Source organism: Micromonospora sp. A3M-1-15, assembly GCF_024213425.1.
GTDB lineage: Bacteria > Actinomycetota > Actinomycetes > Mycobacteriales > Micromonosporaceae > Micromonospora > Micromonospora chersina.
In genome coordinates this window covers 988,858-1,005,806 of the sequence record NZ_JANAVK010000001.1, presented here as the reverse complement: position 1 = coordinate 1,005,806, position 16,949 = coordinate 988,858, and the positions used below count along the sequence as shown (strand labels likewise).

Here is a 16,949-nt window from a genome sequence, read left to right as displayed (position 1 = left end):
TGCGCCGACTCCCGGGCGCAGCGGCGGCCCGCCCGGCGCATAGGATGTGCGGTCATGGCACGCGTGCTCACTCCCCGTGCGGAGGACTTTCCCCGCTGGTACCAGGACCTGATCGCCAAGGCGAAGCTGGCCGACAACGGCCCGGTGCGGGGCACCATGGTCATCCGACCGGCCGGCTACGCCATCTGGGAGCGGATGCAGGCCGAGATGGACGCCCGGATCAAGGCGGCCGGCGCGGAGAACGCGTACTTCCCGCTGTTCATCCCGGAGAGCTACCTCAAGCGCGAGGCGGAGCACGTCGAGGGCTTCTCGCCGGAGCTGGCCGTGGTCACCCACGGCGGTGGCAAGCAGCTCGCCGAGCCGGTGGTGGTGCGCCCCACCAGCGAGACGGTGATCGGCGAGTTCATGGCCAAGTGGATCGACTCCTACCGGGACCTGCCGCTGCTGCTCAACCAGTGGGCGAACGTGGTCCGCTGGGAGCTGCGCCCCCGGATCTTCCTGCGCACCAGCGAGTTCCTGTGGCAGGAGGGGCACACCGCGCACGCGACCCGCGAGGACGCCCGGGCCTACGCCCGCCGGATCCTGCACGAGGCGTACGAGGACCTCATGGTCAACGTGCTCGGCATCCCGGTGGTGGTCGGCCTCAAGACGGCCCGCGAGCGCTTCGCCGGTGCCACCGCCACCTATACCTGCGAAGGCATGATGGGCGACGGCAAGGCGCTCCAGCTGGGCACCAGCCACGAGCTGGGCCAGAACTTCGCCAAGGCGTTCGACATCAGCTACTCCTCGGCCGAGGGCGGCCGGGAGCACGCGTGGACCACCTCCTGGGGCACCTCGACCCGGATGCTCGGCGGCCTGATCATGTGCCACGGCGACGACAACGGGCTGCGGGTGCCGCCGAGGCTGGCGCCCATCCAGGCGTACGTGATGATCGTCAAGGACGGCGAGGGCGTGGGCGAGGCGGCGGCCAAGCTGCGCGACGCGCTGCGCGACGCCGGGGTCCGGGTCGCGCTGGACGACCGGACCGACACCGCGTTCGGCCGCCGCGCCGTCGACGCCGAGCTGCGCGGCTACCCGGTGCGCGTCGAGGTCGGCCCCCGGGACCTGGCCGCCGGCAACGCGGTCGTGGTCCGGCGTACGGACGGCTCGAAGGCGCCGGTCGCGGTCGCCGACGTGGTGGGCGCGGTGCTCGCCGCGCTGGATGCGGACCAGCAGGCGCTGCACGACCAGGCGCTGGCGTTCCGGCAGTCCCGCACCGTCGAGGTCGGCACGCTGGCCGAGGCGATCGAGGCGGCCGCCACCGGCTGGGCCAAGGTGCCGTGGTCGGCGGTCGGCGTCCAGGGCGAGGCCGAGGCGAACGGCCAGGGCGTCACCGTCCGGTGCCTGCTGCGGGCCGACGGCTCGGTGCCGGACTCCGAGGACGAGCCCGACCTCGTCGCCGTCCTGGCCCGCGCCTACTGAGGTGCGGCCGGGCGGCCCGGCCGGCCGGTTCACGCCGGGCCGGCTGATCATGCACCGGAACGTGCGGCACGGCCGGATCGGCTGGGTCCGGCCGGCCCGCGTGGTGTGCGACGACGACCGGGGCCTGCTGCTCTGGGTGGCCCGGAACACGCCGGTGGCGCACGAGGTGACCGAGGCGGGGCTGGGCATGCGGGCGATGCCCTTCGCCGAGTGGGTCACCTCCACCTACCGGCTGGCCCGGGGGCGCTGGAGCGGGCCGCCGGTGCTGAAGTTCCTGCCCACCGGCGCCGCCCACTCGGTCTGGTGGTTCCGGGACGCGCACGGTCGCTTCCAGAACTGGTACGTCAACCTGGAGGAGCCCGGCGTCCGCTGGGACGACGGCACGGTGGCCGGGGTCGACATGGTCGACCAGGACCTCGACGTGGTGGTCCACCCCGACCTGAGCTGGGAGTGGAAGGACGAGGGCGAGTTCCTCGAGCGGCTCGCCTTCCCGGAGCACTACTGGGTCACCGACGAGAAGGCGGTCCGGGCCGAGGGGGAGCGGGTGATCCGGATCGCCGAGGCCGGCGAGTTCCCCTTCGACGGCACCTGGTGCGACTTCACCCCGCCCGCCGACTGGGACGTACCGGACGAACTGCCGCCCGGCTGGGACCGCCCGCCGGTGCGCTGACCGGGTGTCGTTCGTCACCGTCGCGGGCGACCCGGGTGGCCTGTCCGGGTCCGGTGTGAGAGATCGGGGCCGGACATGGCAGAATGGGTCGCTGGTATCCGGCGCGCGTCCGGCGCCCTCTAACCCGGGCGCGTCGCCAGTTAACCGAGCAGTCTCCGGCCCAAACCCCACTGTGCCGGTCGGCGCTCACCCGCCAACACGGCCCGCACCGGGCCGGTGAGATCGCATCAGGAGCGAAACAACTGTGGCCGTAAAGATCCGGCTCCTGCGGATGGGCAAGATCCGCAACCCGCAGTACCGCATCGTCGTCGCCGACTCGCGCACCAAGCGTGACGGTCGCGCGATCGAGTTCGTCGGTGTGTACCAGCCGAAGGAAGACCCTTCGGTGATCGAGGTCAAGTCGGAGCGGGTCCAGTACTGGCTGTCGGTCGGCGCGCAGCCGAGCGAGGCCGTGCAGCGCCTGCTGGAGCTGACCGGTGACTGGCAGAAGTTCAAGGGCCTGCCGGCCCCGCCGCCGCTGAAGGTCGCCCCGGAGCGGGCCGACCGCAAGGCGGCGTACGAGGCCGAGGCGAAGGCCGCCGCCGGCGTGGCGGAGACCCCGGCGCCGGCCAAGAAGGCCGCCAAGGCCCAGGCCCCGGCTGCCGAGGCCGAGGCGCCGAAGGCCGAGGAGCAGACCGGTGCCGAGTCCGGCGAGCAGGCCTGACATGGCACTGCGTCCCGCCCTGGAGCACCTGGTCAAGGGGATCGTCGACCACCCGGACGACGTCCGGGTGCGCATGGTCGACTCCCGTCGGGGCAAGCGGCTCGAGGTCCGCGTGCACCCGGAGGACCTCGGCACGGTGATCGGGCGGTCCGGCCGGACCGCCAAGGCGCTGCGCCAGGTGATCGGCTCCATCGGTGGGCGCGGGGTGCGCGTCGACATCGTCGACTCGTACTGATGCTTCTCATCGTCGGCCGGATCGGCAAGCCGCACGGCATCCGCGGTGAGGTCACCGTGGAGGTGCGGACCGATGAGCCCGAAGCACGCTTCGCGCCGGGCTGAGTCCCAGGACCGCGTGCTCGTCACCGACCCCGGCGCGGTCGCGCCTCCGGCGCCCGGGGCCTACCGGGTGCCGGACAAGCTGACCATCGAGTCGGCCCGCTGGCACCAGGGGCGGCTGCTGGTCGCCTTCGAAGGCGTGCTGGACCGCGACGTCGCCGAGGCGCTGCGCGGCACCCTGCTCGGCGTGGACAGCGCCGACGTCGCCGCGCCCGAGGACCCGGAGGAGTTCCTCGACCACCAGCTGGTCGGCCTGGCCGTGGTGACCCCGGCCGGCGAGCGGCTGGGCGAGGTGGCCCGGATCGACCACGCCCCCGCCTCCGACCTGCTGGTGCTGCGCCGCCCCGACGGGCGGAGCGCGCTCATCCCGTTCGTCAAGGCGATGGTGCCCGAGGTCGACCTGCCGGGCGGCCGAGTGGTGGTGGACCTGCCCGCCGGGCTGCTCGACCTCTGACTGGAGAGCCACCCCTCATGCGCGTCGACATCGTGTCGATCTTCCCCGAGTACTTCGCCCCGCTGGACCTCTCGCTGATCGGCAAGGCGCGGGCGAGCGGCACCCTGCGGCTGGCCGTACACGATCTGCGGACCTGGACCCACGACGTGCACCGCACGGTCGACGACACCCCCTACGGCGGCGGCCCCGGCATGGTGATGCGGCCGGAGCCGTGGGGCGAGGCCCTCGACGCCCTGGCCCCCCACGAGCTGAGCCCGGACGGGCACACCCTGCCCCGGCTGCTCGTCCCGTCGCCGGCCGGCGTGCCGTTCACCCAGGCCATGGCGCACGAGCTGGCCGCCGAGTCGCACCTGCTCTTCGCCTGCGGCCGTTACGAGGGCATCGACCAGCGGGTGCTCGACGACGCGGCCGGCCGGATGCGGGTGACCGAGGTCTCCCTCGGTGACTACGTGCTCTTCGGTGGCGAGGTGGCCGTGCTGGTCATCCTGGAGGCGGTCACCCGGCTGCTGCCCGGGGTGCTCGGCAACGCCGGCTCGCTGGACGAGGAGTCGCACGCCCACGGGCTGCTGGAAGCCCCCATGTACACCAAGCCGGCGAACTGGCGCGGGCACGAGGTGCCCGAGGTGCTGCGCTCCGGCGACCACGGCAGGATCGCCCGCTGGCGGCGCGACGAGGCGCTGCTGCGGACGGCGTCCCGGCGCCCGGACATGATCGCCGCGCTGCCCCCGGAGAGCCTGGACAAGCGGGACCGGGCGGCGCTGGACCGGGGTGGATTTCAGCCGCGGCCGGGGGATGTGGCAAAGTAGAGGGGTTGCCGCAACCGTCCACGCCGTGGGCGGCTGCGAGGACCCTCGACCGGGGTCGGCGTCGCCGGCCACCACCCGGGGGTCAGAATCACCCATCCGCGCATCGACTGACGGTGCGCCGTGAGCCTCACGAGGACGCAGCGATGAACATCCTGGACGCCCTTGACGCCCAGTCGAAGCGCGTTGACCTGCCCGACTTCCGCGCCGGTGACACCGTCAAGGTGCACGCGCGGGTTGTCGAGGGCAACCGGTCCCGGGTCCAGATCTTCCAGGGCGTCGTCATCCGCCGCCAGGGTGACGGTCTGCGCGAGACCTTCTCGGTCCGCAAGGTCAGCTTCGGTGTGGGCGTGGAGCGGACCTACCCGCTGAACAGCCCGGCCCTCGACCGGATCGAGGTCGTGACCCGCGGTGACGTGCGGCGCGCCAAGCTCTACTACCTGCGCGAGCTGCGGGGCAAGAAGGCCAAGATCAAGGAGCTGCGCGAGAAGCAGCCGGCGAGCTGAATTTTCGTTCGCCACGCCGCCCGAGCTGCGCGGATGTCGTATCGACAGGATCGCATTACCCTGTTCGGTACGGGCGCAGCCGGACGGCGCGAAGCGGTCCACTACCGCCCGTGGGGTCTCCGAGGGGACTCCCGGGCGGTAGTGTCGTTTCCGCGGACCGGAGAGTGGCATGGTGCAGATGCTTGACGAGGACGGCACCGTCGACCCGTGGCGCCGGCGAGCCCGGCGCACCCGCCGGCAGATGCCGCTCTGGCAGGAACTGCCGCTGCTCCTCGTCGTGGCCTTCTGCCTCGCGGTGCTGATCCGCACCTTCCTGCTCCAGGCGTTCTTCATCCCGTCCGGGTCGATGGAGAACACCCTGCTCATCGGCGACCGGGTGCTGGTCAACAAGGTCGTCTACGACGTCCGTGACCCGGTCCGCGGCGAGGTGGTGGTCTTCCGGGGCACCGACAGGTGGGTCGCCCAGGAGGCCCCCGCGCCGCCGACCAACTTCGCCGGCAAGGTGGGCCGCACCCTCGGTGACCTGGTCGGCATCAGCCGCCCCGGCGAGAAGGACTTCATCAAGCGGGTCATCGGCGTGCCCGGCGACCGGGTCTGGTGCTGCGACAAGGGCCGCGTCGTGGTCAACGGCGTGCCGCTGGACGAGCAGGGATACGTCTCCGAGGACTCGCCGGTCGAGCTGCCGCCGAACCCGAAGGAGTGCCGCTCGCGGCAGTTCACCGAGATCGTCGTGCCGCCCGGGCAGATCTTCGTGATGGGTGACCACCGGCTGGTCTCGCAGGACGCCCGGTGCCAGGGTCCGGTGCCGATCGACAACGTGGTCGGCCGGGCCTTCATGATCGTCTGGCCGTCCCAGCGGTGGACCACCCTGCCGGTCCCGGAGACCTTCGCCGACCTGCCGCGACCCAACGCCGCGCCGGCCCGGCCCGCCCCGGTGGATCCCGACCCGGTGGGCGGCGTCGTCCTCATCCTCCCGGTCACGGCCGCGCTCTCCGTTCTCGCGCGTTCGGGGCGACTGCGCCACGACCGGCAACGTAGGCTCCACCCGTGATTGACGAGCAGACCGAGAAGCCGCGCAGCTCTTTCTGGAAGGAGCTGCCCATCCTCCTGGGTGTGGCGATCCTGGTCGCAGTGCTGGTTCGTGCCTTCGTGCTGCAGACCTTCTTCATCCCCTCCCCGTCCATGGAGAACACCCTCAAGATCGACGATCGGGTGCTGGTCAACAAGCTGGTGTACGACTTCCGCTCGCCGCACCGGGGCGAGGTGATCGTCTTCAAGGCGCCCACCGAGTGGAGTGGCAATCCGGAGGGCGAGGACTTCATCAAGCGGGTGATCGGGGTCGGGGGCGACCATGTGGTCTGCTGCGACCGCACCGGCGGCCAGGAACGGCTGATCATCAACGGCAAGGCGATCGACGAGCCGTTCATCTTCCCCGGCAACAAGCCCGCCGACCAGGACTTCGACATCACGGTGCCGAAGGGCCGGCTCTGGGTGATGGGCGATCACCGGGAAGCCTCCGGAGACTCGTTGGAGCACTGGCAGCAGTCCGGCGAGGACATCACCGAGGCCACCATCCCCGAGGACCAGGTGGTCGGGCGGGCCTTCACGATCTTCTGGCCGGTCGGCCGGGCGACCTGGCTCAGCGTGCCGGAGCAGTTCGACGGCGTCCCCAATCCCTGACTTGTCGGCCCGGCTCCGTGATGATGCCCGCCCTCCGGGAGCCGGAGGGCGTGGTCGTTCGTCGGAGGCGTCTGGCAGGCTTGTGCGGTGACCGTCTACACCCCTCGTCGCGCGGCCCGGGTGCTGCTCGTCGACGCGTCCGACCGGGTGCTGCTGTTCCAGGGCAGTGATCCGGCCCGGCCGGGCCACCGCTACTGGTTCACCCCCGGCGGCGGCCTCGACCCGGGGGAGACCCCGGCCGCGGGCGCGGCCCGCGAGCTGGCCGAGGAGACCGGGCTGCGGCTCGCCCCGGCCGAGCTGGGCCCGTCGGTCTGGGCCGAGACGGTCGAGTTCCCGTTCGACGGGGTCTGGTACCGGCAGGATCAGGAGTTCTTCCTGGTCCGGGTGCCGAGCTGGGAGGTCGACACGGCGGGCTTCGACGCCGTCGAGCAGGCCAGCGTGCACGGCCACCGCTGGTGGTCGGTCGACGAGCTGGCCGGGACGGCCGAGCGCTACTACCCGCCGGACCTGGCGGACCGCCTCGCCCGGGCGCTCGCCGGAGGTGGCCCGTGCTGACCCCGCCGCGCACGGTGGTGCGCCGCGACGGCGGCCTCTACGCGCTGGAGCGGGCCCTGCAACGGCGGGGCTTCCGGCACGTGGCCGGCGCCGACGAGGCCGGCCGGGGCGCCTGCGCGGGGCCGCTGGTGGCCGCCGCCGCGGTGCTGCCCGAGGGGCGGCGCGGCGAGATCGACGAGCTCGCCGACTCCAAGCTGCTCACCCCGGCGGCCCGGGAGCGGGTCTACGACGAGGTGGTGGCGCGGGCCCTGGCGTACGCCGTGGTGGTCATCCCCGCCGACGAGGTCGACGCGCGAGGGCTGCACGTGTGCAACCTGGCCGCCATGCGCCGGGCGCTCGCCTCGCTGAGCACCCGTCCGGAATACGTGCTGACCGACGGCTTCGGCGTGGACGGGCTGGATGTCCCCGGGCTGGCGGTCTGGAAGGGTGACCGGGTGGCCGCCTGTGTGGCGGCGGCGAGCGTGCTGGCCAAGGTCACCCGGGACCGGATGATGGTGGAGTTGGACGAGCGGTACCCGGGCTACGGCTTCGCCGAGCACAAGGGCTACATCACCCCGGAGCACAGCGCCGCGCTGCGCGAGCGGGGGCCCTGCCGGGAGCACCGCTTCTCGTACGTGAACGTGGCCACCGTCTCCGGACGGGACGGGCGGCCGCCCCGCTCGCGCCGGCCGGCCGCCGGCAGCCCCGAGGAGGCGCTGTTCGGCGTCCCCGACGAGGCGTTCGCCGGTGGCCCGGACGAGCCGATGGAGCGCTCCGGCGCGCCAGGGGGTACCGTCGGCGTGGCGTTGGGCGAGCAGCCGCGACCTCCAGCGCCGGTGGGGGAAGATGTGGTCATGGAAGGCGGAGTGCGATGAGCGCGGAAGATCTCGAGAAGTACGAGACCGAGATGGAGCTGCAGCTCTACCGGGAGTACCGCGACATTGTCCGCCAGTTCTCCTACGTGGTGGAGACCGAGCGCCGCTTCTACCTGGCGAACCAGGTCGACCTGCACGTGCGCAACTCGGACGGCGAGGTCTACTTCGAGGTCGAGATGCACGACGCCTGGGTGTGGGACATGTACCGCCCCGCCCGGTTCGTCAAGAATGTCCGGGTAATGACGTTCAAGGACGTCAATGTGGAAGAGCTCGAAAAGCCCGACATCTCGCTTCCCGCAGACTCCGGATTCGGCGGCTGACCCGGGTCGGCGCGCCGCCCGGCCCGCCGACCGAGGCGGATCACTCCGCCAGCACGACCACCTCGACCCGCTGCACCAGGTTGTTCGCGAACCCGCCCCGGTTCCACGGCTGCTCGACCGGCTGGGTCCGCCCGGAGGCGTCGATCGCCCGGGCGCCCAGCACGTGCCGCCCCGCCGTCGCCTGCCAGGACACCTGCCACCGCCGCCACGCCCACGCGCTTCCGGTGGGCTCGTCCAGGGTCGCCGGCACCCACGTCGCACCCCCGTCGAAGGTCACCTCGACGGCCGTCACGGGCGCGTGACCCGACCAGGCCCGACCGTCCACGGTGCACGGCCCCGGCCGCAGCACCCGGGTCCGTGACATGAAGTCCGGGAAGCCCGGCGGGCGGACCAGGGCGCGGGGTTCGATCCGGGTCACCGGCACGCCCGGGTCGCCGGCGTCCTGCCGAAGCCGGTACGCCACCGCGTTCTGGTAGCCGTCGAACGGCTCGGTCAGCACGCGGATGTCGCGCAGCCACTTGACGTGCGCCATGCCGTACCAGCCGGGCACGATCAGCCGCAGCGGCGCGCCGTGCTGCGGCAGCAGGGGAGCGCCGTTCATCTCGTACGCCAGCAGCACCTCCTCGCGCAGCGCGTCCGCCACCGGCAGCGCCCGCTGGTAGTCCTGCTCGACGCCGCGCTCCACCCCGTGGTCGGCGCCGGTGAAGACCACGTCCACCGCGTCGGCGGCCAGCCCGGCCTCGCGCAGCAGCGGGGCCAGCGGGGTGCCGGTCCACTCGGCGTTGCCCACCGCCTCCACAAGCCACGGCTAGCTGACCGGGCGGGGGTGCAGCAGCGCCCGGCCGTTCCCCGCGCACTCCAGGGTGACCCGGTGGGTGACCCGGGGCCGCTCCCGCAGCGCCGCCAGGTCGAGGCGGAGCGGCCGGTCAACGGCGCCGCCCACGGTCAGCGCGTGGGCCGCCGGGTCGACGTCCGGGATGTCGTAGTGGATGAGCAGGTAGTGCAGCCCCGCCGGGGTCACGTCGTAGCGCAGCGCCTCCAGCGGGATGCCGTGGTTGCGTGCGGCCAGCTGGAGTTCCTCGGCACTGATCGCCTCGTCCGGCCCGGCGACCCGGGAGGGCCCGCTGACGTCGTCCACAGTGGTCATGTTGCTGCTCCTCGGCCGGCTCAGGATTGGGTCAGGCGGTCGTGGCCGGTGAACTCGAACATCGTCGCGCCCGGCTCCAGCGGGCGGGGCGGGCCGGTGAAGCGGTGCACGCCGACGCCCACCCCGTCGGCCGGGCTGCCCACCGCGACCGGCGCGAAGCCCTCCTCGGCGAACCAGTCGCAGATCGCGGGCACCAGGTCCGGTTCGTGGCGGTGCCGGGTCCAGAAGACCGTGCCGCCGGTGGCGCAGAGCGAGGCGCAGTGCCGCAAGGTGGCGCGGATGTCGGCGTCGGAGATGTTGCCGAAGATCCCGCAGGCCACCACGAGGTGCGCCGGCACGAGGTCGGCGTACCGGTCGGTCAGCGCCGCGTCGCCGACAACCACCTCCACGCCGGTCAGCCCGGCCTCGGCGGCGGCGCGCCGGGCCACCTCGGCGTTGCGCGGGTCCAGCTCGACCAGGCGCGCCGTCACGTCGCGCCCGCGAGGGTGGGTGGCGAGCACCGGGATCAGGTCCCGCCCCTGGCCGGCGCAGAGGCTGATCGCCCGCAGCGGCCCGGGCGGCGCGCCGTCGAGGGCCTCCGCGATGCGGTCCCGCACCTCGGCGAGCCGCCGGGACAGGGCGGAGTCCGGCTGGTCGTAGTCGGTGTGCCAGGCGTACCAGTCCTTCGTCACGCGGCCAGCATAGGCGGGGCGCCGGTAGCAGATCCGCCCCGTCGACGGGGGTGCGTCCACAGGTGAGCGGCTGTCCACAGTGGCAGCGGTCGCGCGGTCGCGGGGGTGGGGTGGGGCCGGCAGAGTGCGGGGCGTGTGGATCCTGTCGAACCGGGCCGGGGCGGCCCTCGTGACGGTGCTGCTCGTCGCCCCCTCCCTGGCGGTCGCCCGTCCGGTGCCGGCCGGCGTCCGGGCGATGTCCGTGGCCCGGCCTTCCGCGGCGTCGTCGCCCGACGTCGCGGTTCTCGGGGCAACGGTTCCCGTCCGTCTGCGGGCGGGCCGGTCACCGTCCGCCGGCGCGCCGGCGGCGCGGTTCCGCTGGCCGCTGGCCGGCACGCCCCGCGTCGTGCGCCGGTTCGACCCGCCGCCGCAGCCCTGGCTGCCCGGGCACCGGGGCGTGGACCTGGCCGCCACCCCGGGCGTCGAGGTCCGGTCGGCGGGCGCCGGGGTGGTCCTCTTCGCCGGCACGGTGGCCGGGCGGCCCGTGGTCACCGTCGGGCACGCCGACGGCCTGCGCACCACCTACGAGCCGGTCCGTCCCGGGCCGGCCGCCGGTGCCCGGGTCGCCGCCGGCACACCGATCGGCCTGCTGATCGCCGGGCACCCCGGCTGCGGCGCGCCGGCGTGCCTGCACTGGGGGCTGCGCCGCGGCGACGAGTACCTGGATCCGCTCGCCCTGCTCGGACTCGGCCCGGTCCGGCTGCTCCCGCTCGACCCGCCGCCCGCCGGACCCGCCGCTCAGCCCCCCCCCCCGCTCGACCCGGCGCCCGCCTGACCCGCCGCTCAGCCGCGGGCGAGCAGCGTGGGCAGCCGGACGGCCAGCCGGTCGTACTCGTCGGGGGTGTTGTAGACCTGGCCGCACAGGCGCAGGTAGCCGCGACCGTTCCAGGCGGCGGTCGAGACCTCGACCGAGAGCTGGTCCGCGATCCGGGCCCGCAGTTCCCGGGCCGCGTCCATCGTGGTGGCGACGCCGGGCGGCAGCGGGATCAGCCGCATGGCGACCCCCGGTCCGCCGGGCTTCGGCAGGTCGGCCGGCGCCACCCCGAGCGCGTCCCCGACCACCCGTTGCCCGTACGCGGCCAGCGCCGCGTTGTGCGCCCGCACCCGGTCCACACCGAGGCTGCGCAGGGTGAACAGGCCCACCGGGGCGGCCAGCCAGCCGGTGTAGTCGAGAGTCGCCTGCCACTCCACCCGGGTCGGGTAGCCGCTGCCCTGCTCCCAGGAGACGACCAGCGGCTGGATCCGCTCCCGCCACGGCTCGGCCACCACGAGCGCGGCGGTGCCGCGCGGCGCGTACGCCCACTTGTGCAGGTTGCCGACCCAGAAGTCGGCGCCCACGGAGGCCACGGTGGTCGGCAGCATGCCCGGGGCGTGCGCGGCGTCGACCAGCACCGGTATCCCGTGCTCCCGGGCCACCCCGACGATCGCCGCCGTCGGGAAGAGCCGGGCCGTCGGCGAGGTGATCTGGTCGACGATCAGCAGCCTGGTCCGCCCGGGACGCAGCCCGGCCCGGACGATCTCCACGACCTCCTCGTCGGTGGCGGTCAGCGGCACCGGCAGCGTCCGGGAGACCGCCCCGGTCCGGGCGCACTCCCGTTCCACCGAGAGGCCGACCGCCCCGTACCCGTGGTCGGTGGTCACCACCTCGTCGCCGGGACCCAGCGCCAGCGACTGGAGCACGACGGCGGCGCCCGTGGTGGCGTTGCCGACGAGGGCCGTGCCGTCCGGATCCGCGCCGAGGAAGGTGGCCAGGTGCCGCCGGGTGTGCGCGATCCGGTCGACCAGACCCTGGGTGAAGAAGCGCAGCGGGTTGGCCTCCATCTCGTCACGCAGGCGCTGCTGGGCGCGCTGCACGACGATCGGGACCGCGCCGAACGATCCGTGGTTGAGGTGGCTGACCGACGGGTCGAGGGAGAAGAGCAGCCGAGCCCCGGGAATCGGCTCGGGCGGCTGCGGGACCGTCATCGGCTGATCCTAGCCCGCCGTGGATCATCAACCCCTGCTGTTGAGCCGTCCGGCGGCCCCATGGTCAGGCCCGCGGGTGCGCCTGCCGGTACGCCGCCCGCAGCCGCTCCACGGAGACGTGCGTGTAGATCTGCGTGCTGGCCAGCGACGAGTGCCCGAGCAGTTCCTGTACGGCGCGCAGGTCCGCGCCGCCCTCCAGCAGGTGGGTGGCCGCCGAGTGCCGCAGGCCGTGCGGGGTCACCCGGGGCAGGCCCGCGGCCTCGGCGTATCCGGCGACGATCCGGCGGGCGGTGGTGGGGTTGAGCCGGCCGCCCCGGGCCCCGAGCAGCAGCGCGCCACCCGAGCGGGGCGCCGCCAGCGCCGGCCGCCCGCGGGCGAGCCACGCGTCCAGCGCCCGCTGTGCGGGCACCCCGTAGGGCACGGCACGCTCCCGCCCACCCTTGCCGAGGACGCGTACGACCCGGCGGGCCTGGTCGACGTCGGTGACGTCCAGGCCGCAGGCCTCGCTGATCCGCACGCCGGTGGCGTAGAGCAGTTCGAGCAGCAGCCGGTCCCGCAGCAGCACGGCCTCGGGCTCGTCGTCCCCACCCGCGGCCGGTGCGTCTCCCCGGCCCGCGGTGTCGACGGTCCTCCCGTCGGCCGGCGCGACGTCGTCACCCGGGCGCCTTGTGTCGCGGCCGTCCCGATCCGTCCGGTCCGGGGCGGCCATCAATGCGGCGGCCTGGTCGGCCCGCAGGACGGTGGGCAGCTCCCGGTGCGCCTTGGGGCTGGCCAGCGGAGCGGCCACGTCGCCGGCGAGCAGCCCGGCGCGGTGCGCCCAGGCGCTGAACGTGCGGGCGGCGGCCGCCCGCCGGGCGAGGGACGTCCGGGCCGCGCCCATGGTCCGCTGCTTCGCCAGCCAGCTCCGCAGCACGGTCAGGTCCAGCTCCGACAGGTCCGCGCACCCCATCCGCACCGCGTGGTCGAGCAGCGAGACGAGGTCCGTCACGTACGCCCGCACGGTGTGCGCCGACCGGTTGCGCACCCGGGCCAGGTGGTCGGCGAAGTCGTCCACCGCCTCCCGCATCGGCGCCGGCAGCGCCTCGTGGGCCGCCCTCGTGCCGCGCCGCTGGTCAGTCACGGGGAGCTCCGGCTGCCGCGTCGGTGCGGAGGGTGCCCGGGGCGCGCTGCGGGGTGGGCGGGGGACACCGGTTCAGCCTAAGGGCGTGGGAAGGTGGCTGCCGGCCGCCGCTCCGGCCTGACGCCCACGGGTGCCTTCGGGCAGGCAGAACCCCGAGCGGCTCACTGAGCGCTCGCCACGGCACCGCTCGTGCCGATGGCCCGCCGGGCGGTGCTTCCGGGGCCGGACTGGCGGCCAAGGGCGACGCCTCGGGACCCGACGGTGGCGCGGCACGCCGTTCGGGGTGGCTGACGCGGCCCTGGACAGGGGAAACTGTTACTACGAAGAGGACGGTGGCAACGTCCCGGGTTCGCCGTCGGGCGATCCACCGACGTTGCCGGCAGGTGCCGACACCCCGCGCATGGCGGGCGACCGGGCGCTGGGGCGTACCGGGCGTGGTGGCGGCGCGGAAGGGTGATTCGCGAGACCGATCGGAACGGGCGTCCCCGGGGTGGCGACGCCGGTGGGAGGAGGTACCGAGCGTGGGGGTGGATGCCGTCCTCTACCGGCAGGTGCGGGCCGGGCCCGCCCGGCGCCGGCCGTCGTACGTCTCGACCGAGGTCGTGGCGGACCCGCACGACGTCCTGCTGGACCTGCTGAAGCGGGTGCGGGGCAGTGGTCGTACGCCGCTGCTGGACCGGGTCGACCCGCTCGGTGAGCTGGTGGTGGACGCCGAGGCGGTCCCGCAACTGCTGGCCGAGCTGCCCTGCCTTGCCGAGGTGGCGCGGGAGCCCGCGGAGGTCGACCAGATCCGACGATTGGCCATCCTCGCCCGGCGCTGCCTGAACAGCCGGGACGCCGAGATCCGGTTCGAGGGCGACTGAGCGCACAGCCGAGGGGGCCGGCAGGTCCGCTCGGCCGAGCCGTCTCAGCCCGGTGGAGCCGTCGACGGGCCCGGACCGGCGGCGGTCGGTGCCCGACCACCCCCGGTTCCGCGCTCGGGCGGCGGCGCGAGGGCGTAGCCGTCGTCGCGGCGTACCACCATGGCCAGTTCCTCCAACATGGAGAGCTTGCGCATCGCCGTGCGGAGGTCCACCCCGGCGCGCGCCGCGACGCGCTCCAGGCCGAGCGCCTTCCGCCGGGGCAGCGCCTCCAGCACCTGGGCCGCCTCGTCGTCGAGCAGGTCCCGCGGGCGCTCCGGCGCGCGGGCGGGCGGCGCCAGGTCGTAGCCGATCCGCCCGACCTCCTCCAGCACGTGGGCGGTCCCGGTCACCAGCCGCGCCCTGTCGTGCTCGCGGAGCACCTCGTGCGCGCCCACGGACATGGCGGAGGTGACCGGCCCGGGCACCACCATCGCCGGCCGGCCCACGCCGATCGCCCGGTTGAGGGTCTGGGTCGCGCCGCTGCGGGCCGCCGCCTCCACCAGCACGGTGCCCACGGTCGCCGCCGCGATCACCCGGTTGCGGATGAGGAAGCGGGGCCGCAGCGGCTCGGCACCGGGCATCCACTCGCTCACCAGCAGGCCCGTTTCGGCGATCCGGTCGAACAGCGCGGCGTTGCCCATCGGGTACGGGCGGTCCAGCCCGCAGGCCAGCACGGCGACCGTGAGCCCGCCGGCGGTCAGCGCGCCCCGGTGTGCGGCGGAGTCGATGCCGAACGCCCCGCCCGAGACCACCGTCCAGTCCCGCTCGGCGAGCCCGTAGCCCAGCTCGGTGGCGACGTGCGTGCCGTACGGGGTGGCCGCCCGGGCCCCGACCACGGCGACCGATCGCGCCAGGGCATCGCCCAGCGGCCACGCCCCGCGTACCCAGAAGCAGAGCGGTGGCGCGGTCTCCAGGTCGACCCGGCGGGCGGCCCCCGACAGCAGCAGCCCGCGCAGGTCCGCCACCCGGGCCGGCCATTCCTCGTCGTCGGGGGTCACCACCCGCGCGCCGAGCCGCTCGGTCCGGGCCAGCGCCTGCTCGGCGACCGCCCGCGCCTCACCTTCGGCGGAGCGGGCCGCCACGGCCGACCGCAGTGTCCGCTCGGGTGCCCCGCCTGCCAGGAGCAGGTCGAGCGCGGCGACCGGGCCGAGCTGGTCGACCAGCCGGTGGACCGACCAGGTGCCCGGCTCGGCGAGCCAGGTCAACGCCACCCGTGCCAGCAGGCGTTCCGCCCTGCCCGTCATGCGCCCTCTCCCGTCCTCAGCTGGATGGCCTCCGCGATGTCCCCGCCGTCGGGGCGGGCCCGCCCGTCCAGGTCGGCGATGGTCCAGGCGAGCCGGATGACGCGGTCGAAGCCGCGCGCCGACAGCGAACCGCTGTCGAGCCGCTTCCGCAGTTCCCGGGTGTCCCGCCCGGGCAGGCACCAGGGCGGCCGGCGCAGGTACGGGCCCGGGATCTCGGCGTTCAGCCGGCGACCGGTCGAGGCCCAGCGGTCGGCCGCGGCCCGGCGCGCCTCGGCGACCCGGGCCGCCACCGTCGCGGACGACTCGCTGGGCGTGCCGGTCTGCAACAGCTCCGCGGCGCGTACCGGGGGCAGCCGCACCTGCACGTCGACCCGGTCGAGCAGCGGCCCGGAGAGCCGGCCCAGGTAGCGCCGCCGGGCCAGCGGCGTGCACTCGCAGGCGGCGTCGCCGGACGGCTTCGCGCAGGGACACGGGTTCGCGGCCAGCACCAGTTGCGTACGGGCCGGGTATTCGGTGGAGCCCTGCGTCCGGGCGACCCGGACCCGGCCGTTCTCCAGTGGCTGGCGCAGCGCCTCCAGCGCCCCCTTGCTGAACTCGGCCGCCTCGTCGAGGAACAGCACGCCCCGGTGGGCCAGCGACACCGCCCCGGGCCGGGCCAGCCCGGACCCGCCGCCCACCAGCGCCGGCACCGTGGCCGTGTGGTGGGGCGCCTGGAACGGGGGTCGGCGGAGCAGCCGGCCACCGGGCGGCAGCAGGCCGGCGATCGAGTGCAGGGCGGTGACCTCCAGGGCGGCGTCGTCGTCGAGTTCCGGCAGGACCGACGGCAGCCGCTCGGCGAGCATGGTCTTGCCGGCGCCCGGCGGGCCGAGCAGCGCCAGGTGGTGCCCGCCGGCCGCCGCCACCTCCAGCGCCCGGCGGCCGAGCCGCTGCCCGGCCACGTCGGCGAGATCCGGTCCTCCGGCCTCGGCGGTGGGCGCGTCGTCCGGCGGGGCGAGCAGCGGCGTGCCGTCCCGCACGAAGGCGACGAGCCGGTGCAGGGTGTCGGCGGCGCGGACCCGGACGCCGGGGATCACCGCCGCCTCGGCGGCGTTGCCGGCGGGCACCACGACCTGGGGGAAACCGGCCCGGGCCGCGGCGGCGACCATCGGCAGCACGCCGCGCACCGGGCGGACCGTGCCGTCGAGGCCCAACTCGCCGAGGACCACCGTGGCCTCCAGCGGCACCAGCGGCAGCTCGCCCGAGCCGCCGAGCACCGCCACGGCGATGGCCAGGTCGAAGGCGGAGCCGTACTTCGGCAGGGTGGCCGGGAGGAGGTTGAGGGTGATCCGGCGGTTCGGCCAGCGCTGGCCCGAGTTGACGATGGCGGCGCGGACCCGGTCCCGGGCCTCGTGCAGCGCGGTGTCGGGCAGCCCGGAGATCACCACGCCGGGCAGCCCGGGGGCCAGGTCGGCCTCGACCTCCACCACGTGCCCGGCCATGCCGACCAGGCCCACACAGAGCACCTTGGCGTAGCTCATGA

At 74.6% G+C, this 16,949-nt stretch carries 18 protein-coding genes and 3 pseudogenes; 14 read left to right on the top strand and 7 right to left on the bottom strand.

From position 1 onward, the window contains the following. Positions 1 to 54: 54 nt before the first annotated feature. From proS to NLX85_RS04495, 12 genes and pseudogenes are all read left to right on the top strand, one after another. Positions 55 to 1,461, top strand: a complete 1,407-nt coding sequence (gene proS / locus NLX85_RS04550) for a proline--tRNA ligase (RefSeq protein ID WP_254331769.1) — start codon at positions 55 to 57, stop codon at positions 1,459 to 1,461. A 49-nt stretch (positions 1,462 to 1,510) separates the two neighbouring features. Next, entirely contained in the window at positions 1,511 to 2,131 is a 621-nt protein-coding gene (locus NLX85_RS04545; RefSeq protein ID WP_254331768.1) for a DUF402 domain-containing protein, read from the top strand. Between the two features lie 244 nt (positions 2,132 to 2,375). Further along, a complete protein-coding gene (gene rpsP / locus NLX85_RS04540) occupies positions 2,376 to 2,834 on the top strand; it encodes a 30S ribosomal protein S16 (RefSeq protein WP_091312409.1) in 459 nt (152 codons plus the stop codon). Continuing rightward, the gene (locus NLX85_RS04535) at positions 2,809 to 3,069 is read left to right on the top strand and encodes an RNA-binding protein (protein WP_030500803.1); all 261 of its coding nucleotides are present in this window, start codon (positions 2,809 to 2,811) and stop codon (positions 3,067 to 3,069) included. The genes rpsP and NLX85_RS04535 overlap by 26 nt, the downstream gene beginning before the upstream one ends. Then, positions 3,069 to 3,624: pseudogene (rimM, locus tag NLX85_RS04530) on the top strand (ribosome maturation factor RimM). The gene NLX85_RS04535 and the pseudogene rimM overlap by 1 nt, the downstream one beginning before the upstream one ends. Positions 3,625 to 3,641: 17 nt before the next feature. After that, entirely contained in the window at positions 3,642 to 4,430 is a 789-nt protein-coding gene (gene trmD / locus NLX85_RS04525; RefSeq protein ID WP_254331767.1) for a tRNA (guanosine(37)-N1)-methyltransferase TrmD, read from the top strand. A 143-nt stretch (positions 4,431 to 4,573) separates the two neighbouring features. Further along, complete coding sequence (gene rplS, locus NLX85_RS04520; RefSeq protein ID WP_107077631.1) at positions 4,574 to 4,933, top strand: 50S ribosomal protein L19; 360 nt, start codon at positions 4,574 to 4,576, stop codon at positions 4,931 to 4,933. A 169-nt stretch (positions 4,934 to 5,102) separates the two neighbouring features. Next, positions 5,103 to 5,971, top strand: a pseudogene (lepB, locus tag NLX85_RS04515) (signal peptidase I). 9 nt (positions 5,972 to 5,980) lie between these two features. After that, positions 5,981 to 6,613 carry a signal peptidase I gene (gene lepB / locus NLX85_RS04510; RefSeq protein WP_254331765.1) on the top strand — a complete coding sequence of 211 codons (633 nt, stop codon included), beginning with the start codon at positions 5,981 to 5,983 and terminating at the stop codon, positions 6,611 to 6,613. A gap of 87 nt (positions 6,614 to 6,700) precedes the next feature. Continuing rightward, entirely contained in the window at positions 6,701 to 7,168 is a 468-nt protein-coding gene (locus NLX85_RS04505; RefSeq protein WP_254331764.1) for an NUDIX hydrolase, read from the top strand. Further along, positions 7,162 to 8,022 (top strand): ribonuclease HII, encoded by an 861-nt coding sequence (locus NLX85_RS04500; protein WP_254331763.1) that lies wholly within the window; start codon positions 7,162 to 7,164, stop codon positions 8,020 to 8,022. Before NLX85_RS04505 ends, NLX85_RS04500 begins: the two co-directional genes overlap by 7 nt. Beyond that, positions 8,019 to 8,342, top strand: coding sequence for a DUF2469 domain-containing protein (locus NLX85_RS04495; RefSeq protein ID WP_007075222.1), 324 nt, complete (start codon positions 8,019 to 8,021; stop codon positions 8,340 to 8,342). The genes NLX85_RS04500 and NLX85_RS04495 overlap by 4 nt, the downstream gene beginning before the upstream one ends. A gap of 40 nt (positions 8,343 to 8,382) precedes the next feature. On the opposite strand, the gene NLX85_RS04490 is transcribed toward NLX85_RS04495, so the two are convergent. From NLX85_RS04490 to NLX85_RS04480, 3 genes and pseudogenes are all read right to left on the bottom strand, one after another. Continuing rightward, positions 8,383 to 8,706 (bottom strand): hypothetical protein, encoded by a 324-nt coding sequence (locus tag NLX85_RS04490; RefSeq protein WP_254333636.1) that lies wholly within the window; start codon positions 8,704 to 8,706, stop codon positions 8,383 to 8,385. Positions 8,707 to 8,826: 120 nt separating this feature from the next. After that, positions 8,827 to 9,489, bottom strand: a pseudogene (locus NLX85_RS04485) (molybdopterin-dependent oxidoreductase); the annotation flags it as partial. 20 nt (positions 9,490 to 9,509) lie between these two features. Then, complete coding sequence (locus NLX85_RS04480) at positions 9,510 to 10,160, bottom strand: methyltransferase domain-containing protein (protein ID WP_254331762.1); 651 nt, start codon at positions 10,158 to 10,160, stop codon at positions 9,510 to 9,512. Between the two features lie 133 nt (positions 10,161 to 10,293). Here NLX85_RS04480 and NLX85_RS04475 point away from each other — a divergent pair, with 133 nt between their 5' ends. Further along, positions 10,294 to 10,974: a peptidoglycan DD-metalloendopeptidase family protein gene (locus NLX85_RS04475; RefSeq protein ID WP_254331761.1), complete on the top strand. Its 681-nt coding sequence runs from the start codon at positions 10,294 to 10,296 to the stop codon at positions 10,972 to 10,974. 8 nt (positions 10,975 to 10,982) lie between these two features. On the opposite strand, the gene NLX85_RS04470 is transcribed toward NLX85_RS04475, so the two are convergent. Next, positions 10,983 to 12,164 (bottom strand): aminotransferase class V-fold PLP-dependent enzyme, encoded by a 1,182-nt coding sequence (locus NLX85_RS04470; RefSeq protein ID WP_254331760.1) that lies wholly within the window; start codon positions 12,162 to 12,164, stop codon positions 10,983 to 10,985. A 64-nt stretch (positions 12,165 to 12,228) separates the two neighbouring features. Next, the gene (locus tag NLX85_RS04465; RefSeq protein ID WP_254333634.1) at positions 12,229 to 13,230 is read right to left on the bottom strand and encodes a tyrosine-type recombinase/integrase; all 1,002 of its coding nucleotides are present in this window, start codon (positions 13,228 to 13,230) and stop codon (positions 12,229 to 12,231) included. A gap of 575 nt (positions 13,231 to 13,805) precedes the next feature. Here NLX85_RS04465 and NLX85_RS04460 point away from each other — a divergent pair. Continuing rightward, positions 13,806 to 14,147: a hypothetical protein gene (locus tag NLX85_RS04460; protein ID WP_254331759.1), complete on the top strand. Its 342-nt coding sequence runs from the start codon at positions 13,806 to 13,808 to the stop codon at positions 14,145 to 14,147. 44 nt (positions 14,148 to 14,191) lie between these two features. Here NLX85_RS04460 and NLX85_RS04455 read toward each other — a convergent pair whose 3' ends face one another. Further along, positions 14,192 to 15,430 (bottom strand): DNA-processing protein DprA, encoded by a 1,239-nt coding sequence (locus NLX85_RS04455; RefSeq protein WP_254331758.1) that lies wholly within the window; start codon positions 15,428 to 15,430, stop codon positions 14,192 to 14,194. Then, positions 15,427 to 16,947, bottom strand: coding sequence for a YifB family Mg chelatase-like AAA ATPase (locus NLX85_RS04450; protein WP_254331757.1), 1,521 nt, complete (start codon positions 16,945 to 16,947; stop codon positions 15,427 to 15,429). The genes NLX85_RS04455 and NLX85_RS04450 overlap by 4 nt, the downstream gene beginning before the upstream one ends. Positions 16,948 to 16,949 lie beyond the last annotated feature (2 nt).